A 17,372-nucleotide genomic window follows, 5' to 3' on the forward strand; every position below is an offset into this window, starting at 1 on the left:
GCTCCAGGAACTGAGCACCTACAACTACTGCCTCTAGTGAAGGAATGACTAGCAGCAGGCTCTCAGCATGTGGACGTGCATGAAATTCTCCAGGCACAAGCGTGCGCAATTACTCGCGATTTGAATATAGGATCGATCTGAAAAGCCATTTAGATGGGCGGCTAACTGTAAAAAATTCATTTTAGCGCACAGCCGTTCTCGTTGGCCGGGGGCGAAAAAAGGCGTGCGTCAGCAATGCTGGGGGGAGTCTCGGCCGGGTCCTGGACTAATATTGCGCATGGCGTAGGTCGGCTGATTCTGCGTCGTGAAGGGCGCACAAGGGGCAGCGGTTTTGCCATGGCCCGGCGCCAGTACCTGCTCACACCACAAGATTGCGCGCCGACGCCAGCCCGTCGATGTAGCCCAACCACGCCTGCAGCATCTTCCGCCGCTGGTAAACATAGTCGGCCCGGTTGTAGACGTCGCGCACACTGCCGATGGTGTGATTCAACGCTTTCTCCACCCCGTCCGCCTCCCAGCGCTGTTCATGCAGCAACTTGGAGGCTGAGCGCCGCAGATCATGGATCGTGAAGGCGGAAATCTCCTGCGCCTGTAATGAAACCTTCAACGCCTGGAGGTGACGCTATTTACCGAGGAAGAAAACCGTTGCCATGCCGCGATCCGCGCTGTCGATCGTCAAACCCGCCGTCGACGATATCGTCGCGGGCCGCAAGCGGGTGGAAATCCGGTCGTGGGCGCCGCCGGCCCTGCCGCTGCGCGATCTCGTGCTGGTGCGGAACACGCTCTTCCTGCGACAGGACGGACAGGCGGATCCCGATGGTATCGCGCTCGCGTTGGTCGACGTCGTGGGGATATACGACTGAACGCCTGATGAAGCCCGCGCGCAAGGCTAGCAATGGTGCGCCGGATACGTATGCTGGGAACTGACGAATGTGCGGGCGATCGATCCGCCTTTTCCGTGCGTCGCCAGGCGCGGTATCTATGCGTTGACGGATGACTCCGGCAAGGTATCCTGATGATTGCGCCGGCATCCCGGGCGTGCCGCGTCCCCTTTCGACACACAAGCGGCCGGTAGAATCGATCGATCACCCGGCGCGCGCCGGTGACGTGCGCTAAACCGGAATCGACCGCCCGCGAATCCTGATCCCGAGCCGCACGACGCCGATCACCGTATTCGACAGCCACGTCAGCAGCGACATTTGCCGTGCGGCCGGCGGCGCGACGACGTTGCTGCGTCGCGCCTTGATCCGGCTATGCATATTTGTCGCCGACGGTACTTCGCACCGGATGCGTGTCGTAGATGATGACCATGCGCTCGATGCGCGCGTCGTCGTCGAATTCGAACACGTCGACGCACTCGAACCGTACTTCGGAGCCGTCCTTCAGTCCCCAGTCGTAGACGAAATAGCCGGTGGCCCGACGGGCGCCCGTCGTGCTGACGCAGATGTCGATCGGCGTGATCCGGCTTTGTCCGGATGCCGCCGCGACTTTTTCGAAAAAGGGCTGCGGCGTCATCCAGCCGAGAAACGGCGAGAATATCCGTGCATCCGGCGCGAACAGCGCGCAGATCTCGGCGACGTCGCCGCGTTCCAGGGCTTTCAGGTAGGTACCGACCTGCCGCGTGTATAGTGCGTCGGACGACGAGACCATGGTATTTCTCCGCTGATGGTTGACGAGCCTGCCGCGACAGCCGTCGCGAACCGGTTCAACCACGATAGCGATGCCGCGATGACCGAACAAACGAATAATCCGCAACCCGGGTATGTCGCCCGCGCATATCCGCTGGCGGATCTGACCCGTGCGCTGCCGCCGCTGACGGCGTTCCAGGCGTTCGTCGCCGCCGCCGAACTCGGCAGTTTCAACCGGGCGGCCGAGCATCTGTGCCGGACCCAGGGTGCGGTGAGCCGTCAGGTGCAGCAACTGGAAGCGCACTACCGATGTGCGTTGTTCGTCCGTCATCCGTCGGGATTGACGCTGACCGCGGAAGGCGGCGCGTTGCTGACGGTGGCCGTCAACGTACTCGCGCAACTGGCGCAACACGCGTACGCCCATGCGCATTCCGCGTCGACCCTGACGTTGCGCTTGCCTTCCACGTTCGCGATTCGGTGGCTGCTGCCGCGGCTCTCGGCGCTCAATCACGCGTTGCCGCGAACCGAATTGCGTATTCACACGTCGGCGGATGACACACCGGATTTCACCGGCGCCGATTTCGATGCCATCGTCGTGCGCGGTACCGGAAACTGGCCGGGAATGGTGGTAGTGCCTTTGTTCGACGAGTGCCTTACGCCGATGTGCACGCGCGATGCAGGCACGTCGTTGAAGTCGTTCGCCGATCTCGCGCATGTGACGCTGCTGCATCCCGCGCGCAATCGCGACGAATGGCGATGCTGGCTCGACGCCGTCGGCGCAACGCAGATCGACCCGGGCACCGGGCTCGTATTCGATACGCTCGAACTGACGTTGACGGCTGCGGCTCACGCACACGGCGTCGCGATCGGCGATCCGCGCATGGCGGCGGATCGGCTGGCTGCCGGCGCGCTGGTCACGCCGTTTCCGGAGGTGGTGCGCAACGGTCTGGGTTACTACCTCGTCTACCCGGCACAGCGCGCCGCGCAACCCGCGATTCAAGCGCTCGCGGAGGTTCTGACGCGTCTCGCGCGCGAGGATTGACCGCCAAGGGCGGGCGCCGTGCGGTTGGCTAAACCGGAATCGACCGCCCGCGAATCCTGATCCCGAGCCGCACGACGCCGATCACCGCATTCGACACCCATGTGAGCAAGCGCGGCATCCCGCGCCGTCGGATATCGAGCAGCAGCACGATCCGCACGCCGTCGCTGTCGTTCCATACCTCGTGCACGAACGTGTCGTCCCACAGAAGGAAACGTCCTTCGTCGAGCCGGTATTCATGACCGTCGACCTTCAGCACCGCGGCCGGCGTGCCGTCCGCGCGCTTCGGCATCGACAGCACGAGATAGCCGCGCAGGATGCCGCGAAACGGCCCGCGATGCGGCGGGATGTGTTTGCCGGGCGCGAGGAACGACAGCGATGCGGACAACACGTCTGGCGACGCCGCGACGATCGACGCGACGGTCGGGCAACGCGACAGGTTGCGCGGGAACGGCTGGCCGTAAGCCTGCATGATGAACATCCGCCAGTCGCGCGCATCGTTGGCCGAGATGTCGTGCTGCTCGCGCATGATCTCGTGGAAACGCGGGATGCGCGGCAGGTCGCGCGCGACGGCCAGCGCTTCCGCGCGAATGGCCGGCCACGCGCGGACGAATCGCTCGGCGTCGGGGAACATGGCCGAGTCGAGCACGGCACTGCTGTCGATATGACGGTCGAACAGTGCGCGAAGCAGGCCGGCTGCATAGTCGTAAGCGACGGACATGATCGAGGCGCGATCCACAAGGTGTCGTCAGTCTGCCCCACGCGCGGTGGGGCCTGCGTTACGTCAGGTTACGCCGGCTGACGAAAGAATGACAGTTCGATGAACGTCCGGCACAAGCGGTTCGCCATTCCGGGAATAAACGAGCACCCCGCGTCGTCATACGGGTGTAGCACGTCGTTTCGTTGATTTCTCAAGGAGTGGAACATGAACACGCATGGGCTGGTGGCCGCCGCCGTGGCGGCGATTTCTCTCGCGGGTATCGCGCCGCAAGCGTCGGCACAGGCACTGACGCGCGCGCAGGTCAGGCAGCAACTGATCGACGCCGAAAACAACGGCCTGCGCTTCGTGACCGATACGTCGTATCCGGGCGTGAGCCCGCTGTTCCAGCAACAAGCCGAACAGATGCCTCGGCACCAGGCCGAAACAGCGGTCGGCAGCGATCCGGCCGCGACTTCGGATGCGGGAAGGCCGACGGTACTGCCGTCGCGTCCGCGTTCGGCCGCGTGCGTGGGCCCCGAGAGCTTCTGCACGCCGTATTTCGGAAGCTGAAGTAACGGACTGCCGCGACCGGCCCGAAATCCACGAAGGTTGAGCGGCACGCAAGATTGAAGGAGTCGATGATGAAAACTTGTATCGCACTACTGATGATGATCGGCGTGATATCCGGTCAAGCTGCATTCGCGCAATCGAATGCGCCGCTCACGCGGGCTCAGGTTCGCGAGGAGCTGATTCGTCTGGAAGCGGCGGGCTACGATCCGTCGAAGGGGGACGACGGCGAATATCCTGCGGACATTCAGGCCGCGCTGGCGAAGCTCGCCGAGCAGGATCGGGCGAGGATGGCGGCGTTGCCCGCCGCGCCGGCACCGGCGCCGGCCTCCGTCATGCCGGTGCAGACCGGCAACTAGGTGTCGACATGGACGTGTGTGTCTTCAGGCCGACGTGTTCGCGGTACGGCGATACGCATGCCGTTCGCGGCACGCGGCCTGGCCGATCTGCACGGACGGCGAGGCCGTCGATCGCGCGCCGCTTCGCGCGGCGCCGCGATCAGCTCGTGGCCCGAATCCGATGGGCGCGCAGGTGGATTGCAGGATGAGCCGCGATGCAGGCGAGCGCGCGATCGGCCATTGCGGGATATCTGCCCGGGACGGTGCGCAACGGGGCAGGTGGCGAGATTACCAGGGCATCATCCGTTGCATGACCCTGTCGCGCAGGACGAAACGATGCGCGACTGCGGCCGAGACGTGAAGGCAGATGCCGCCGAACAGTGCCCACGCGAGGATGCCGTGCACGTCGCCCATCGCGTGCCCGAATCCCGAGCCGGCCGCCGACAGCGCCGGCAACGGGACGATGCCGAACAGCGTCACGGCCCACGCGCGCGACGACGCATTGATCCAGCCGAGCAACGGCACCGCAATCAGCAGTGCATAGAGCCCGAAGTGCGTCGCGCCGGACACCGCGCGCATCGCGGGCGACAGATCGTCGGCGGGTGGGCGATGCGTCACGCGCCAGAGCACGCGGCAAGCCATTGCGGCAAGCAGCGCGGTGCCCACGATCAGGTGCGCGGCGATCAGGCCGACCGGTTGAGTATCGCGATGCACGTCGGGCATCGTCCAGCCGATTGCATACTGCGCGACGACCAACGCCACGATCAGCCAGTGAAGAAGGCGTGCGACTGCGTCGTATCGGGCGGTTGTAGTCATAAAAGCTCCTGCCATGCGGATGGGGACCGTATCTTCCGGCGGATTCTACGGCCGAATCCTTAACGAAACGTTAAGCGTGCGGCCGCGCAGCGGCGTCGCCCGATAACGCCTGCGTGCCATCGATCCGAGCCGATTCAGCCGACGGCAACGCGATCGTGACGCCGAGGCCGCGGCCGCCGATGCCGGGCCCGAACTGCACGGTTCCGCCGAAGTATTGCGCGATGCGCTGGACGATCGACAGCCCGAGTCCGCTGCCGGGCAACTGCGTGCCGGCGCCGCGATAGAAACGATCGCCGAGCCGCTCGTGCTCGCCTGGGGCGACGCCGGGCCCGTCGTCGCGCACGACGATGCGCTGCGCGGCGCCGTCGTCGTGTACGTCGATCTCGATGCGGCCACCTTGCCGGCCGTACTTGACCGCGTTGTCGAGCAGATTGTCGAGCAGGATGCCGAGCAGGATCGGATCGGCCTGGATCGCTCGCCCGGGCGTGCCGGTGGCGACGATGTCGATGAAGTGATCCGACGCCTTCGCGAGATGCCGCTCGATGGCCGCGTCGACCAGTTCGCGGACGACGACGGCGCGCACCGGAATGCGTTCGTATTCGTCGAGCCGCGCGAGCAGCAGCAACTGTTCGGCGAGACGCGCGCTGCGATCGACGCCTTGCACCACGCGCTGCATGGCGAGCTGCTTGCGCACCGGATCGTCGGTCGCGAGCGCCACCTGGGCCTGAACCTTGATCGCGGCCAGCGGCGTCTTGAGTTCGTGCGCCGCGTCGGACGTGAATGCCCGCTCGCGCACGATGGATTGCCGTAGTCTCGCGAGCAGGCGGTCGATCGCGTCGACCAGCGTGCGGACTTCTGCCGGAACGGTCGCGATGCCGAGCGGTTCGAGCGAGCGCGCATCGCGCGCGCCGATCAGCGTCGACAGCGTTTTCAGCGGCGCGAGACTGCGCCCGATCAGGTACCAGAGCAGCAACGCCAGCACCGGGAGCGCGACGATCAGCGGCCAGACGATGCCGCGCGCGATGCCCGTCGCGAGATCGCTGCGCGTGTTGGTCGGCTCCATCACCCGTATCCATCGCCCCGACGCGTCGTCGCGCAGCGTGTGCGTGCGCCATTGCGTGCCGCGCACGACGATCGTTGCAGGGGTGTCGCTTCGGCCCGCTGCATCGGGCCGGCCGGGCGCGTCGACCGGAAGGCTCGACGCAACGACGTTGCCCCGCGCGTCGCGGACTTCGAACAGCACGTCGCGCGGCAGACGATCGCCGTCGTTGTCTCGGGTGGCGGCCGACGTGCCGTGCGCCAGCTCGATGCGCGCGTCGGGCGGGAAGCGGGCGAGGCGCTCGAGGTCGGCCGGTGCGAGATCGACGAGCAGCGACGCATATTCGACGAGACGGGCGTCTTCCCATTCGCCGATCTCGCGTGTCGCGTGCCGGAAGCTGCCGAACACGGCGACGATCCACACGACGGTCACGCAGCCGAGCGCCATCGACGAAACGCGGCGTCGTATCGAGCGCGAGATCATGGTTTGTCGACGACGTAGCCGATGCCCCGCACCGTCCGGATCAGTTCCGCGCCGAGTTTCTTGCGCAGGTTCGAGATGTGAACCTCGATCGCATTGCTTTCGATGCCTTCCTGCCATCCATACAGGCCGTCCTCGAGACGCGCCCGCGACTGGGGCACGCCCGCACGACTGACGAGCTGAACGAGGATGGTCCATTCGCGTGACGTCAGCGCGATGCGCGTGGCGTCACGTGTCACCGTTTGGGTGGTCAGGTCGATCGTGATGTCGCGCCATACGATCTCGTCGCCGGCGCGGCCCTGGGAGCGCCGCACGAGCGCGCGACAGCGGGCGAGCACCTCGGATAGCTCGAACGGTTTCGCGAGATAGTCGTCGGCGCCGTCGTCGAGGCCACGGACCCGATCGGCCACGGTGCCGCGCGCGGTGAGTACGAGCACCGGCGTGGTATCGCCCGCGTCCCGCATCGCACGCAGCAGTTCCGTTCCCGATTTGCCGGGCAAGCCGAGATCGAGGACGACGAGCGCGAAGCGCGTCGTCGCGAGCGCGGTGGCGGCGGCATGACCGTCGCGCAGCCAGTCGACCTGGTAACCGGCCTGACTCAGGCTGATTTCGAGGCCGCTGCCGATCAGGTCGTCGTCTTCGACAAGGAGGAGTCGCATGGTCGATTCGTGTGCAGATACGTGCAATTGTACGAGCCAGACTGTGCGCGCCGTGCAACGGATTGTAATTGCGTTCCCTCAACTATCGCCCGATTCTGAAGAACGCTTAAGGTTCGGCACCGGCATTCCCGCTACCATCGGCCACAACATTTCTCGGGACGATCTCCGCTTCCCCTGATCCCGAACCGGGTTCGGCGCGTCCGGCACGCGCTTGCCCGTCCACCCGCGACCATGTCGATCGAATCAGGATCGATGCAGGCCGTCCGCACGGGAGGTTCATTCCTGATGGCACCCTCGACGATCGAGCGATGGCGCGCCTACCTGTTGATCGCCGCGCTCACCGGTATGTTCATTCAGTGTTTCGTGCTGGTTTCGTTGTTTGCGCTGCGCGTACCCGAAGCGTTTTTCACGACGATGACATTCCGCATCTGGACCATCGTCGCGGTCGCAACCGCGATCCTGTCGGCGCGTAAGGTGGCCGACGCGGCGTTCAGGGCCGCGGACGTGTGCGGCCATGTGCGCGTGTCCGGAATCGATCGCCGCACGGTAGTCGTGTCATCTGATTGCGCGTACCGTTGGTTGATCGTCCTGCATATCCGGCTCAACGGGAATCGATACGGCGGCGTGTAAGGGTGAGCGCACGTTCGCGCGTGCCGGCCCCGGGCGTCGCGGTCAATGAGCCACCACTGGGGAGAAGCATGGTATTGCTGCATGTGCTGTATGCGCTGGCCTGCGCGATGTCGATCGCCTGCGGGTTGGGCGCGTTGCTCGGCATTGCCTACACTGTCACGGCCAGCGTGCTCGTCGGCCGGTTCTTTTCGCGCGCGCGGGCGATGCCGCACGATTATCCGGGCGTCACCGTCGCGAAACCGCTGCACGGCGACGAATGGAATCTCGTACAGCATCTTGAAAGCTTCTTCGTCCAGGATTATCCGGGGCCGGTACAGCATCTGTTCGGGGTGCACGATGCGGGCGACGCGGCGCTCGCGGCCGTCGAAACGCTGCGCGCGCGCTATCCGGACGCGAACATCAAGGTCGTCGCCGATGCGCGGTTGTACGGGCCGAACCGCAAGATCGCGAATCTCGTCAACATGCTCGAACATGCGGAGCATTCGGTGCTGTGTCTCGCCGACAGCGATGTGCTGGTCGAGCGCGATTATCTGCGTGCCGTCGTCGGCGCGCTACAGCAGCCGGAAGTCGGCATCGTGACGAGCGTGTATCGCGGCATCGCGTCGCCGGGCTTCTGGCCCGGTGTCGCCGTCGCGATGACGAACTACCATTTCCTGCCGGGCGTCATTACCGGGCTTGTCATCGGGCGCGCGCGTCCGTGCTTTGGCCAGACGATTGCGATCACGCGCGCAACGCTCGAACGCATCGGCGGGCTCGCGCGTTTCGCGCATCACCTGGCCGAGGATCACGCGCTCGGCGAAGCGGTGCGGCAGGTCGGCGCGCAGGTCGTCGTCCCGCCGTTCGTCGTCGGACATGCCTGTGTCGAAGAGACCTTCGCCAGCCTGTACGCGCACGAATTGCGCTGGAGCTGCACGATTCGCGCGGCGGACCGGCTCGGTCACGCCGGGTCGGTGCTGATGCACCCGGTGCCGCTCGCGCTGCTGGCCGTGCTGTTCTCCGGCGGCACGCGCGCCGCCTGCTGGCTGGCCGTCGCGGCGCTCGCCGCGCGGGCGCTGCTGATGCTGAAAACGAGCCGTGCGACCGGTGCCGGGCTGCGCGGCGCGCTCTGGCTGCCGTTCGTCGATCTGCTGCAGTTCCTGGTGTTCGTGTCGAGCTTCTTCTCGTCGCACGTGGTCTGGCGCGGCACGCGCTTTCGCGTCGATCGCGAGGGCTTGCTGTCGCCGGCAGGGAAATCATGATGCACGACACGCATTTCGATGTCGAAGGCGCGGACCAGCGGTCCGCGCGTCGCGATGCACGGTTGCGGCATGCGGGGCGCGCGGCGGCGCTGGCCGGGCTGGTGCTCGCGGTGTGGCTGATCTGGCGCGAGCATCCGCTGGAGATCCTGCACCGGTTGCGGATCGCCGGCGCCGGGTTGCTGATCGCCGCGCTGGCCCACATCCTGCCGATGCTCGCGAATGCGTGGGACTGGCGGATGCTGATCCGTGGCCCGCGCCGGCCGTCGTTCGCGACGATGCTCAAGCTCGTGTGGATCCGCGAATCGATCAACGGGCTGTTGCCGGTCGCGCGGATCGGCGGCGAGCTCGTGTCGTTCAGCCTGCTGCGGCAGGCGGGCGTGCGCCCGGCGACCGCCGTAGCGAGCCTCGTCGCGGACATGCAGCTGACGCTGATCAGCCAGCTGGTGTTCGCGCTGGTCGCGATCGGCTACGTGCTCGAACACGTGTCGTCCGACGCCGCGCACGTGGCCGCGCGACTCGCCATCGGCATGGCGGCGCTCGTGCCGGTGCTGCTGCTGTTCGCGCTGGTTCAGCACGCGCGCCCGTTCGAGCGCGCGATGCGCGTGGTCAACCGCGTCACGAGCGGCAAGGTGGTGGCGCTGGTCGGCGAATCGGCACGCACCGATCAGTCGATCCGGATGATCTGGAGAAAGACGGGTATCGTCGTCCGCTATCTGGCGATCTGGCAGACGCTGCAATTTGTCGGCTATGCGCTGGAAATCTGGCTCGCGCTGCATTTCCTCGGCGCCGATCCTACATTCGCGCAGGCGCTCGCGATCGAAGCGCTGATCCAGCTGCTGAGCAGCATCGCGTTCCTGATGCCGGGCGGGTTGGGCGTGCAGGAGGGCGGGTTCGTGCTGATCGGCGGGCTGCTCGGGTTCGACCCGACGACTTGCCTGGCGCTCGCCGGCGCGCGGCGCGTGCGCGACTTGCTGTTCTATCTGCCGGGCTTGCTGGCATGGCAGCATGCGGCCGGCGCGGCGCGCTCGCCCTACGAGGCGAAGCGCGCATCCATGCGCGTCGGGGAGTCCGCCGGGCCGCGTTGATGCGGCCCGACGTTGCCTGCCAGCCGGGCGGGAAGCGGCGCGCCGACGCGGCCGCGTGCCCCGCCGGGCGGCGCGGCCATCAACGCCGCTCGTCGGCGATGTAGCTGCGGATCACGTCCGCGAACGACGTGTCGCCCTTCAGTCCGAGCGCTTCGGCGCGCGTCGTGTCCCAGCTGCCCGGCCAGCTGCCGACGATCTTCTCGACGCGTTCGTCCGGCGCATGGCGAATCAGCTTCACGACGTCGTCGCCCGCGACTTCGCGCAGCGCCGCGATCATTTCGTCGACCGACACCGACAGGCCGGGCAGGTTGATCACGCGCTTGTTGCCGAGCTTCTCGCTGTCGATCTCGCAACCCGCGACGAGCGCGTCGATCGCGCCGCGCGGCGACAGCAGCCACAGCCGCGTCGAACCGGGCACCGGGCATACGCTTTCCTCGCCGTTCAGCGGTTCGCGGATGATACCGCTCGCGAATGACGACGCGGCCGCGTTCGGGCGACCGGGCCGCACGCTGATGGTCGGCAGCCGCAGCACGCGGCCGTCGACGAAGCCGCGCCGTGCGTAGTCGCACAGCAGCAGTTCGGCGATCGCCTTCTCCGCGCCGTACGACGATTGTGGATTCAGCGCGGTGTCGTCCTGCACGACGTCGGGCAACACGCCGCCGTAGACGGCCACCGAGCTCGTGAACACGACGCGCGGACGATGGCCGCGCGCGCGGCACACTTCAAGCAGCGTGCGCGACGCGTCGAGGTTGATCCGCATGCCGAGATCGAAATCGGCTTCGGCCTGCCCGCTGACGATTGCCGCGAGATGGAAGATCGCGCTCGTCTGCGCGTCGATCGCGCTTTCGAGCACCGTGCGATCGGCGATGTCGCCGACGATCGACGTCACGCGGGCGTCGCCGAAATCGCTGCCCTTGACGACGTCGAGCAGCACCAGCTCGTCGATCTTGCCGGTCCGGCCGTCGGGGCCGGTCAGTTCGCCGCGCTCGAGCAGCTTGCGCGCGAGACGCTGGCCGAGAAAGCCGGCGCCGCCGGTGATCAGTACTTTCATGTTGTGAGCCCTCTTCGGAATGCCTGGATTACAGATAAGACTTGAGCCAGCCAAGCCCTTCGGACGTGCCGGCCTTCGGGCGATACTCGCAGCCGATCCAGCCGTCGTAGCCGAGCGCGTCGATCAGCTCGAACAGATACGGGTAGTTGAGTTCGCCGATGTCCGGCTCGTGACGCTCGGGCACGCCGGCGATCTGGATGTGGCCGATGCCCGCGAAATCGCGCTTGAGCTTCATCGCAAGGTCGCCCTCGACGATCTGGCAGTGATAGCAGTCGAACTGCACCTTCAGGTTCGGCGCGCCGACTTCCGCGCGGATGTCATGCGCATCGTCCTGGCGGCTCAGGAAATAGCCGGGCATGTCGCGCTGGTTGATCGGCTCGATCAGAATCGCAATGCCATGCGCGTCCGCCGCCTGCGCCGCATGCCGCAGGTTTGCCACGTAGGTATCGCGATGGCGCGCACGGTCGGCGCCCGGCGCGACCATCCCGGCCATCACGTGCAGCTTCTTGTTGCCGAGCACGCGCGCATAGTCGAGCGCCTGGTCGATGCCGCGCCGGAACTCGTCCTCGCGGCCCGGCAGCGACGCGATCCCGCGTTCGCCGGCGGCCCAGTCGCCGGGCGGCGCGTTGAACAGCGCCTGCTCGAGGTTGTGCGCATCGAGGCGTGCGCGGATGTCCTCGGCGGCGAAGTCGTACGGGAACAGGTACTCGACGGCCTTGAAGCCGTCGTACGAGGCAGCGGCGAAGCGTTCGAGGAACGCATGCTCGGTGTACATCATCGAGAGGTTGGCGGCGAAGCGGGGCATGGCAGCGGGTCCTGTGAATGAATGGGGCAGGGCGCTCGGCGCCCCGCGTCGAATGACGGATCAGCGGTTCACGAGTTTCGCGGGCGTGAGCCACACGGCGATCGCGCCGATCACGAGCATGGCGGCCAGCACGTACATGCCGGATGCCGTGCTGTGCGTGACGTCCTTCAGGTAGCCGATCACGTACGGGCTCGCGAACCCGGCGAGGTTGCCGACCGAGTTGATGATCGCGATCCCGGCGGCCGCGGCGGAGCCGGCGAGAAACGCGGTCGGCAGCGACCAGAACAGCGGTGCGCAGGTCAGCACGCCGCCCGCCGCGAGCGACAGGAACACGATCGACACCGCCGTATTGTGCGAGTACGACGCGGCGACCGCAAACCCGACCGCGCCCATCAGCGCCGGCACGATCAGGTGCCAGCGGCGTTCGCGGCGCTTGTCCGCGCTGTGGCCGAACAGGTTCATCACGACGATCGCGACGACGAACGGAATCGCCGACAGCAGGCCGATCTGCAACGTATCGGTGATGCCGGTCGACTTCACGAGCGTCGGCATCCAGAACGTGAGACCGTACTGGCCGGTGACGAACGCGAAGTAGATCAGCGACATCCACCACATGCGCGGGTCGGAGAACACGGCCTTCAGCGAATGGCCGTGTTTCTGCTGTTCCTGCGGCTGCGCGGCGATTTCGTCCTCGAGGATCCGTTTCTCGCGCTCGTCGAGCCATTTCGCGCTGCGGATGCTGTTGTCGAGATACAGGATCGTCGCGATGCCGACGAGCACGGCCGGCACGGCCTCGATCATGAACATCCATTGCCAGCCGTGGAAGCCCGAGCCGCCGTGAAAGCGCTCCATGATCCAGCCCGACAGCGGGTTGCCGAAGATGCCCGACACCGGGATCGCCGACATGAACACCGCGATGATCTTCGCGCGGCGATGCGACGGGAACCAGTACGTGAGGTACAGGATCACGCCCGGATAGAAGCCGGCTTCGGCGAGACCGAGCAGGAAGCGCAGCACGTAGAACTGCGTCGGCGTCTTCACGAACGCGAACAGCGCGGACAGCAGGCCCCACGTGATCATGATCCGCGCGATCCAGATGCGCGCGCCGATGCGGTGCATCAGCATGTTGCTCGGCAGTTCGAACAGGAAGTAGCCGAGGAAGAAGATGCCGGCGCCGAGGCCGAACACGGTTTCGCTGAACGCGAGGTCCTGCGACATCTGCAGCTTCGCGAAGCCGACGTTGACGCGGTCGAGATACGCGACCACGTAGCAGAGCATCAGGAACGGCACGATGCGCCAGAACACTTTCTTGTAGGTTCGGTCGAGTTCGGCCGATTGGGCGGGCGCGGCGGGCGAGCGGCCTGCGGCCGCGTCGAGAGCATTCATCGTCGTCTCCTGGGATGTCATGTGCCGGCGGCGCGTACGCCGCCGGATTGTGTCGTGTGTGCTGATGGCGGGCCCGCGCACACGGCGGGCATGGAAATCGGTACGTAGTCCTGCGTGATCCGGACGCGATGCGTTGCGTTACCAGCGTGCGCCGAAGGTCTTGCGCAGCTCGTCGAGCGCCGCGTCGGACAACGGCTTGGGTTTCGGGTTCGTCATCAGCCAAAGCCGCGCGGTTTCCTCGAGCTCTTCGAGCGCGTACGACGCGTGCGACACCGACTGCCCCCACATCACCGGGCCGAGGCGGTCGAGCAGCACGCCGCGCACCTGGTCGGCGAGCGCCGCGACTTCGGCCGCGACCGCCGGGTCGCCGGGGCGGCGGTAACGGATCAGCGGAATGTGGCCGACCTTCATCACGTAGTACGGCGTGATCGGCGGCAGCACGTCGGTGTCGCGCCATACGCCCGCGAGCGTCAGCGCGACCAGGTGCGTCGAATGCGTGTGGACGATGCCGTTTGCTTCCGCGTTGCGCGCGTAGATGCCGCGATGCAGCGCGAGCGTCTTCGATGGCTTGCCGCCCGATACGGGCTGGCCGTCCAGGCCGACTTTCGCGATGTCGTTCGGGTCGAGGCGGCCGAGGCAGGCGTCGGTCGGCGTGATCAGCCAGCCGTCATCCAGGCGCGCGCTGATGTTGCCGGCGCTGCCGACTGCGTGGCCGCGCGCATACAGGCTCGCGCCGACGACGCAGATCTCTTCGCGCAGTGTCGCTTCGTGGCTCATCATGCGGCTCCGTCGAGCGCGCGCAGCGCCTTGTCGAAAAAGTCCACCGTGCCGAAGTTGCCGGATTTCAGCGCGAGGCCGAGCGGCTGCGCGTCGATGGTGGCCGTCGCCGGCACGCCCGGATCGATTTGCGCACCGATCTGCAGCGACTTCACGTCGAGCGCCTGCACGACCGCGCCGGACGTCTCGCCGCCGGCCACGACGAACTTGCGCACGCCGAGGTCGCGCAAGCCCGTGGCGATCGCCGCGAGCGTGCGCTCGACGAGTTGGCCGGCCGCCTCGACGCCGAGCGCCTGCTGGACGGCCTTCACTTCGTCGGGCGTCGCGGTCGCATAGATCAGCACGGGTTGGGGCAGGTGCGAGCGTGCGAATGCCAGTGCCGCGTCGACGACGGGTTCGCCGCGCGAGGCCGCGAGCGGGTCGATCCGGAAGCTCGGCCGGCTTTCGCGCCACGCGGCGACCTGGGCGTTGGTCGCCTTCGAAGCGCTGCCGGCGAGCACGGCGGACAACCCGTCGATGCGCGGCAGCGAGGCTGCGTTGTCGCGCTCGGGCAGTTGATCCGCGCGGCGGAAATTCGCGGGCAGGCCGAGGGCGACGCCCGAGCCGCCGGTGACGAGCGGCAGGTCCGTACACGCTTCGCCGAGCACGTAGAGGTCGCGATCCGACAACGCGTCGGCGATCGCGAACCGCACGCCTTCCGCGCGCAGCTGTTCGATCCGCGCGCGCACGGCGGCTCCGCCCAGGGCGATCGTGTCGTAGCGGATCAGGTCGACATGCGACTTCGTTTGCCGCTGCAGCACGCGCACGAGGTTCGCGTCCTTCATTGGCGTGAGCGGGTGGTTCTCCATGCCCGATTCGTTCAGCAGTACGTCGCCGACGAACAGATGGCCGCGGAAGATCGTGCGCCCGTTCTCCGGGAACGCCGGACACGCGATCGCGAAGCCGCCGCCGGCCGCATCGAGCAGCGCATCGGCGACGGGCCCGATGTTGCCCGCATCGGTCGAGTCGAACGTTGAGCAGTACTTGAAGAAGAATTGCCGGCAGCCCTGTGCGCGCAGCCATTCATGGGCGGCGAGCGATTGCGCGACGGCGTCGGCGGCGGGAATCGTGCGCGACTTCAGCGCGACGACGATCGCGTCGGCGTCGATTGCAGCGTCGCCGGCGGGCACGCCGATCGTCTGCACGGTACGCATGCCGCTCTTGACGAGCATGTTCGCGAGATCGGTCGCGCCGGTGAAATCGTCGGCGATGCAGCCGAGCAGGGGACGGGAAGCGGAAGCGGTCATGGCAGGAACGTCGTTCGAATCAGCGGGCGGGCGGCAGCGTGATGCCGGGGAAAGTTTTGATCACGGCGGAATCGTCCTCGCCGCCGTGGCCGGCGCTCGACGCGCTCATGAACATCTGGTGCGCGGTGGCCGACAGCGGCAGCGGGAACTTGCTGCGCCGCGCGGTATCGAGCACGAGGCCGAGATCCTTCACGAAGATGTCGACGGCGGACAGCGGCGTGTAGTCGCCGTTCAGGATGTGCGGCACGCGGTTCTCGAACATCCACGAGTTGCCGGCGCTGTGCGTGATCACGTCGTAGAGCGCGTTGGCATCGACGCCTTCGCGCAGGCCGAGCGCCATCGCCTCGGCGGCTGCCGCGATGTGCACGCCGGCCAGCAGTTGATTGATGATCTTCACCTTCGAGCCGATGCCGTGCGCGTCGCCGAGGCGATACACCTTGCCGGCGATCGCGTCGAGCACGTCGTCGCAGGCTGCGTAGGCGGCGGCGGGGCCCGACGTCATCATCGTCATCTCGCCGGAGGCCGCGCGCGCGGCGCCGCCGGACACCGGCGCGTCGAGCATTTGCAGGCCTGCGGCCTCGATGCGCGCGCCGAGCGCCACCGCGAAGTCGGGTGCGACGGTCGCGCTCGCGATCACGACGCCGCCGGGCTTCATCGCCGCGACCGCGCCGTGCTCGCCGAACAGCACCGTTTCGGTCTGCGCGGCATTGACGACGAGTGTGATGACGACATCGCACCGCGCGCCGAGCTCGGCCGGGCTCGCGCAGGGCACGCCGCCTTCGGCCGCGAACGTCTGCAGCACGGTGTCGCGCACGTCGCATGCATGCACGCGGAACCCCGCGCGCAGCAGCGAGCGGGCGACGCCGAGGCCCATCGCGCCGAGGCCGATGACTCCAACATTTCGTGACATGGTCAACCTTGATCGATTCGGGAAAGGTTCGGGACGGTGGCGGCGCCCGCTCGGGCACCGCCGCCGGCTTCAGCAGATGCCGGCTTCCGCGAGACGGCGGGCGGCGTTGTACATGTGCGTGCGCGCCGCGTTGCGCGCCGCCATCGGGTCGCGCGCGCGGATCGCGTCGGCGATCGCCGCGTGTTCCTCGCGCACCTGCCGCGAGAAATCCTCGCGCGTCGCTTCGTTGCGCCGCGTGACCTTCACGCCGGCCTCGAGGTACTGGTTCAGGAACTGCAGTGTCTTCAGGAAATACGGGTTGCCGGTGACGGCCGCGATCGTGCGGTGGAACGCGACGTCTTCCGCGACGCCGTCGCGCCCTTCGGCCACCGCATCGTCGATCTTGCGCAGCGCGTCGTCGATGTCGGCCATGTCGTCGGCCGTGTGGTGCAGCGCGGCTTCGGCCGCGACTTCAGCCTCGATCGCGCGGCGCACCGCGAGAAGGTGCGGCAGCGAGCTGGCCTCGACGGCTTCCGCGTAGTCGATCCGCAGCGGCCGGATGGCGCCGTGCTGGTTCACGTACACGCCGCTGCCCTGGCGCGGCTCGACCACGCCCTCGTTCTTCAGCCGCGAGATCGCTTCGCGGATCACGGTGCGGCTCACGCCGAATTCCTGCGCGAGGACGGCTTCCGTCGGCAGCTTGCCAGTGGCCGAGAAACTGCCGACTTCGATCTGCTTCAGCAGCTGCTGCGCGACGTGGTCGCTCATCGCACGGGCGGGAATTTTCTCGAACATGGCGCTCAGGTTTGTAAGGTGATGTGGTCATCATACAAATTTGAAGATGCGTCAGCATCCGGGATAACCCTCGGTTAATGCGCAGCAACGTCGGTCAAATTGATTGGAACCGGTTCCAAAATGGCGTGAAATTGCCGCGATCGTATGTGACGTCGAGGCGTGGG

At 66.8% G+C, this 17,372-nt stretch carries 20 protein-coding genes and 1 pseudogene; 7 read left to right on the forward strand and 14 right to left on the reverse strand.

Translation table 11 applies throughout. The annotated features are described in order from the left end of the window. Positions 1-358: 358 nt before the first annotated feature. Positions 359-607 carry a hypothetical protein gene (locus WS75_RS28075; RefSeq protein ID WP_059685470.1) on the reverse strand — a complete coding sequence of 83 codons (249 nt, stop codon included), beginning with the start codon at positions 605-607 and terminating at the stop codon, positions 359-361. Positions 608-650: 43 nt separating this feature from the next. On the opposite strand from WS75_RS28075, the gene WS75_RS34830 reads away from it, so the two are divergent. Further along, complete coding sequence (locus WS75_RS34830) at positions 651-863, forward strand: ASCH domain-containing protein (RefSeq protein ID WP_257129469.1); 213 nt, start codon at positions 651-653, stop codon at positions 861-863. A 249-nt stretch (positions 864-1,112) separates the two neighbouring features. On the opposite strand, the pseudogene WS75_RS33950 reads toward WS75_RS34830, so the two are convergent. Together WS75_RS33950 and WS75_RS28085 are read right to left on the reverse strand one after the other, a co-directional pair. Continuing rightward, a pseudogene (locus WS75_RS33950) lies at positions 1,113-1,190 on the reverse strand (aspartyl/asparaginyl beta-hydroxylase domain-containing protein); the annotation flags it as partial. A 61-nt stretch (positions 1,191-1,251) separates the two neighbouring features. Next, positions 1,252-1,650 carry a nuclear transport factor 2 family protein gene (locus WS75_RS28085; RefSeq protein WP_059685472.1) on the reverse strand — a complete coding sequence of 133 codons (399 nt, stop codon included), beginning with the start codon at positions 1,648-1,650 and terminating at the stop codon, positions 1,252-1,254. 78 nt (positions 1,651-1,728) lie between these two features. On the opposite strand from WS75_RS28085, the gene WS75_RS28090 reads away from it, so the two are divergent. Beyond that, positions 1,729-2,670, forward strand: a complete 942-nt coding sequence (locus WS75_RS28090; RefSeq protein ID WP_059686326.1) for a LysR substrate-binding domain-containing protein — start codon at positions 1,729-1,731, stop codon at positions 2,668-2,670. Positions 2,671-2,698: 28 nt separating this feature from the next. On the opposite strand, the gene WS75_RS28095 is transcribed toward WS75_RS28090, so the two are convergent. Further along, positions 2,699-3,388: an aspartyl/asparaginyl beta-hydroxylase domain-containing protein gene (locus tag WS75_RS28095; protein WP_059685474.1), complete on the reverse strand. Its 690-nt coding sequence runs from the start codon at positions 3,386-3,388 to the stop codon at positions 2,699-2,701. Positions 3,389-3,592: 204 nt separating this feature from the next. Between WS75_RS28095 and WS75_RS28100 the strand changes: the two genes are divergently transcribed. Together WS75_RS28100 and WS75_RS28105 are read left to right on the forward strand one after the other, a co-directional pair. After that, entirely contained in the window at positions 3,593-3,937 is a 345-nt protein-coding gene (locus WS75_RS28100; RefSeq protein ID WP_059685476.1) for a DUF4148 domain-containing protein, read from the forward strand. A gap of 71 nt (positions 3,938-4,008) precedes the next feature. After that, entirely contained in the window at positions 4,009-4,293 is a 285-nt protein-coding gene (locus WS75_RS28105) for a DUF4148 domain-containing protein (protein ID WP_059686328.1), read from the forward strand. Between the two features lie 267 nt (positions 4,294-4,560). On the opposite strand, the gene WS75_RS28110 is transcribed toward WS75_RS28105, so the two are convergent. The 3 genes from WS75_RS28110 to WS75_RS28120 form a co-directional block, all read right to left on the reverse strand. Next, complete coding sequence (locus WS75_RS28110; RefSeq protein ID WP_059685478.1) at positions 4,561-5,088, reverse strand: cytochrome b; 528 nt, start codon at positions 5,086-5,088, stop codon at positions 4,561-4,563. Between the two features lie 70 nt (positions 5,089-5,158). Beyond that, a complete protein-coding gene (locus WS75_RS28115) occupies positions 5,159-6,610 on the reverse strand; it encodes an ATP-binding protein (protein WP_059685481.1) in 1,452 nt (483 codons plus the stop codon). After that, positions 6,607-7,266, reverse strand: coding sequence for a response regulator (locus WS75_RS28120; protein ID WP_059685483.1), 660 nt, complete (start codon positions 7,264-7,266; stop codon positions 6,607-6,609). Before WS75_RS28120 ends, WS75_RS28115 begins: the two co-directional genes overlap by 4 nt. Positions 7,267-7,497: 231 nt before the next feature. On the opposite strand from WS75_RS28120, the gene WS75_RS28125 reads away from it, so the two are divergent. The 3 genes from WS75_RS28125 (at position 7,498) to WS75_RS28135 (ending at position 10,219) form a co-directional block, all read left to right on the forward strand. Continuing rightward, on the forward strand, positions 7,498-7,896 hold the full coding sequence (locus WS75_RS28125; protein ID WP_156429908.1) for a hypothetical protein: 399 nt from the start codon (positions 7,498-7,500) through the stop codon (positions 7,894-7,896). A 68-nt stretch (positions 7,897-7,964) separates the two neighbouring features. Next, positions 7,965-9,134, forward strand: coding sequence for a bacteriohopanetetrol glucosamine biosynthesis glycosyltransferase HpnI (gene hpnI, locus WS75_RS28130; RefSeq protein WP_059685487.1), 1,170 nt, complete (start codon positions 7,965-7,967; stop codon positions 9,132-9,134). After that, on the forward strand, positions 9,131-10,219 hold the full coding sequence (locus WS75_RS28135; protein WP_059685489.1) for a lysylphosphatidylglycerol synthase domain-containing protein: 1,089 nt from the start codon (positions 9,131-9,133) through the stop codon (positions 10,217-10,219). Before hpnI ends, WS75_RS28135 begins: the two co-directional genes overlap by 4 nt. A 79-nt stretch (positions 10,220-10,298) precedes the next feature. On the opposite strand, the gene denD is transcribed toward WS75_RS28135, so the two are convergent. From denD to WS75_RS28170, 7 genes are all read right to left on the reverse strand, one after another. Beyond that, the gene (denD, locus tag WS75_RS28140; protein WP_059685491.1) at positions 10,299-11,270 is read right to left on the reverse strand and encodes a D-erythronate dehydrogenase; all 972 of its coding nucleotides are present in this window, start codon (positions 11,268-11,270) and stop codon (positions 10,299-10,301) included. A 28-nt stretch (positions 11,271-11,298) separates the two neighbouring features. After that, a complete protein-coding gene (gene otnI, locus WS75_RS28145) occupies positions 11,299-12,075 on the reverse strand; it encodes a 2-oxo-tetronate isomerase (protein WP_059685494.1) in 777 nt (258 codons plus the stop codon). Positions 12,076-12,135: 60 nt separating this feature from the next. After that, positions 12,136-13,461 (reverse strand): MFS transporter, encoded by a 1,326-nt coding sequence (locus WS75_RS28150; RefSeq protein WP_059686330.1) that lies wholly within the window; start codon positions 13,459-13,461, stop codon positions 12,136-12,138. A 138-nt stretch (positions 13,462-13,599) separates the two neighbouring features. Beyond that, the gene (gene otnC / locus WS75_RS28155; RefSeq protein WP_059686332.1) at positions 13,600-14,238 is read right to left on the reverse strand and encodes a 3-oxo-tetronate 4-phosphate decarboxylase; all 639 of its coding nucleotides are present in this window, start codon (positions 14,236-14,238) and stop codon (positions 13,600-13,602) included. Next, on the reverse strand, positions 14,238-15,524 hold the full coding sequence (gene otnK / locus WS75_RS28160) for a 3-oxo-tetronate kinase (protein WP_059685495.1): 1,287 nt from the start codon (positions 15,522-15,524) through the stop codon (positions 14,238-14,240). Before otnK ends, otnC begins: the two co-directional genes overlap by 1 nt. A 19-nt stretch (positions 15,525-15,543) precedes the next feature. Further along, a complete protein-coding gene (gene ltnD, locus WS75_RS28165; protein WP_059685498.1) occupies positions 15,544-16,434 on the reverse strand; it encodes an L-threonate dehydrogenase in 891 nt (296 codons plus the stop codon). Positions 16,435-16,503: 69 nt separating this feature from the next. Further along, the gene (locus WS75_RS28170; protein ID WP_059452152.1) at positions 16,504-17,208 is read right to left on the reverse strand and encodes a FadR/GntR family transcriptional regulator; all 705 of its coding nucleotides are present in this window, start codon (positions 17,206-17,208) and stop codon (positions 16,504-16,506) included. Positions 17,209-17,372: the final 164 nt, after the last annotated feature.

Source organism: Burkholderia sp. FL-7-2-10-S1-D7 (genome assembly GCF_001524185.1).
In the GTDB taxonomy this organism is placed as follows: Bacteria; Pseudomonadota; Gammaproteobacteria; order Burkholderiales; family Burkholderiaceae; genus Burkholderia; species Burkholderia diffusa.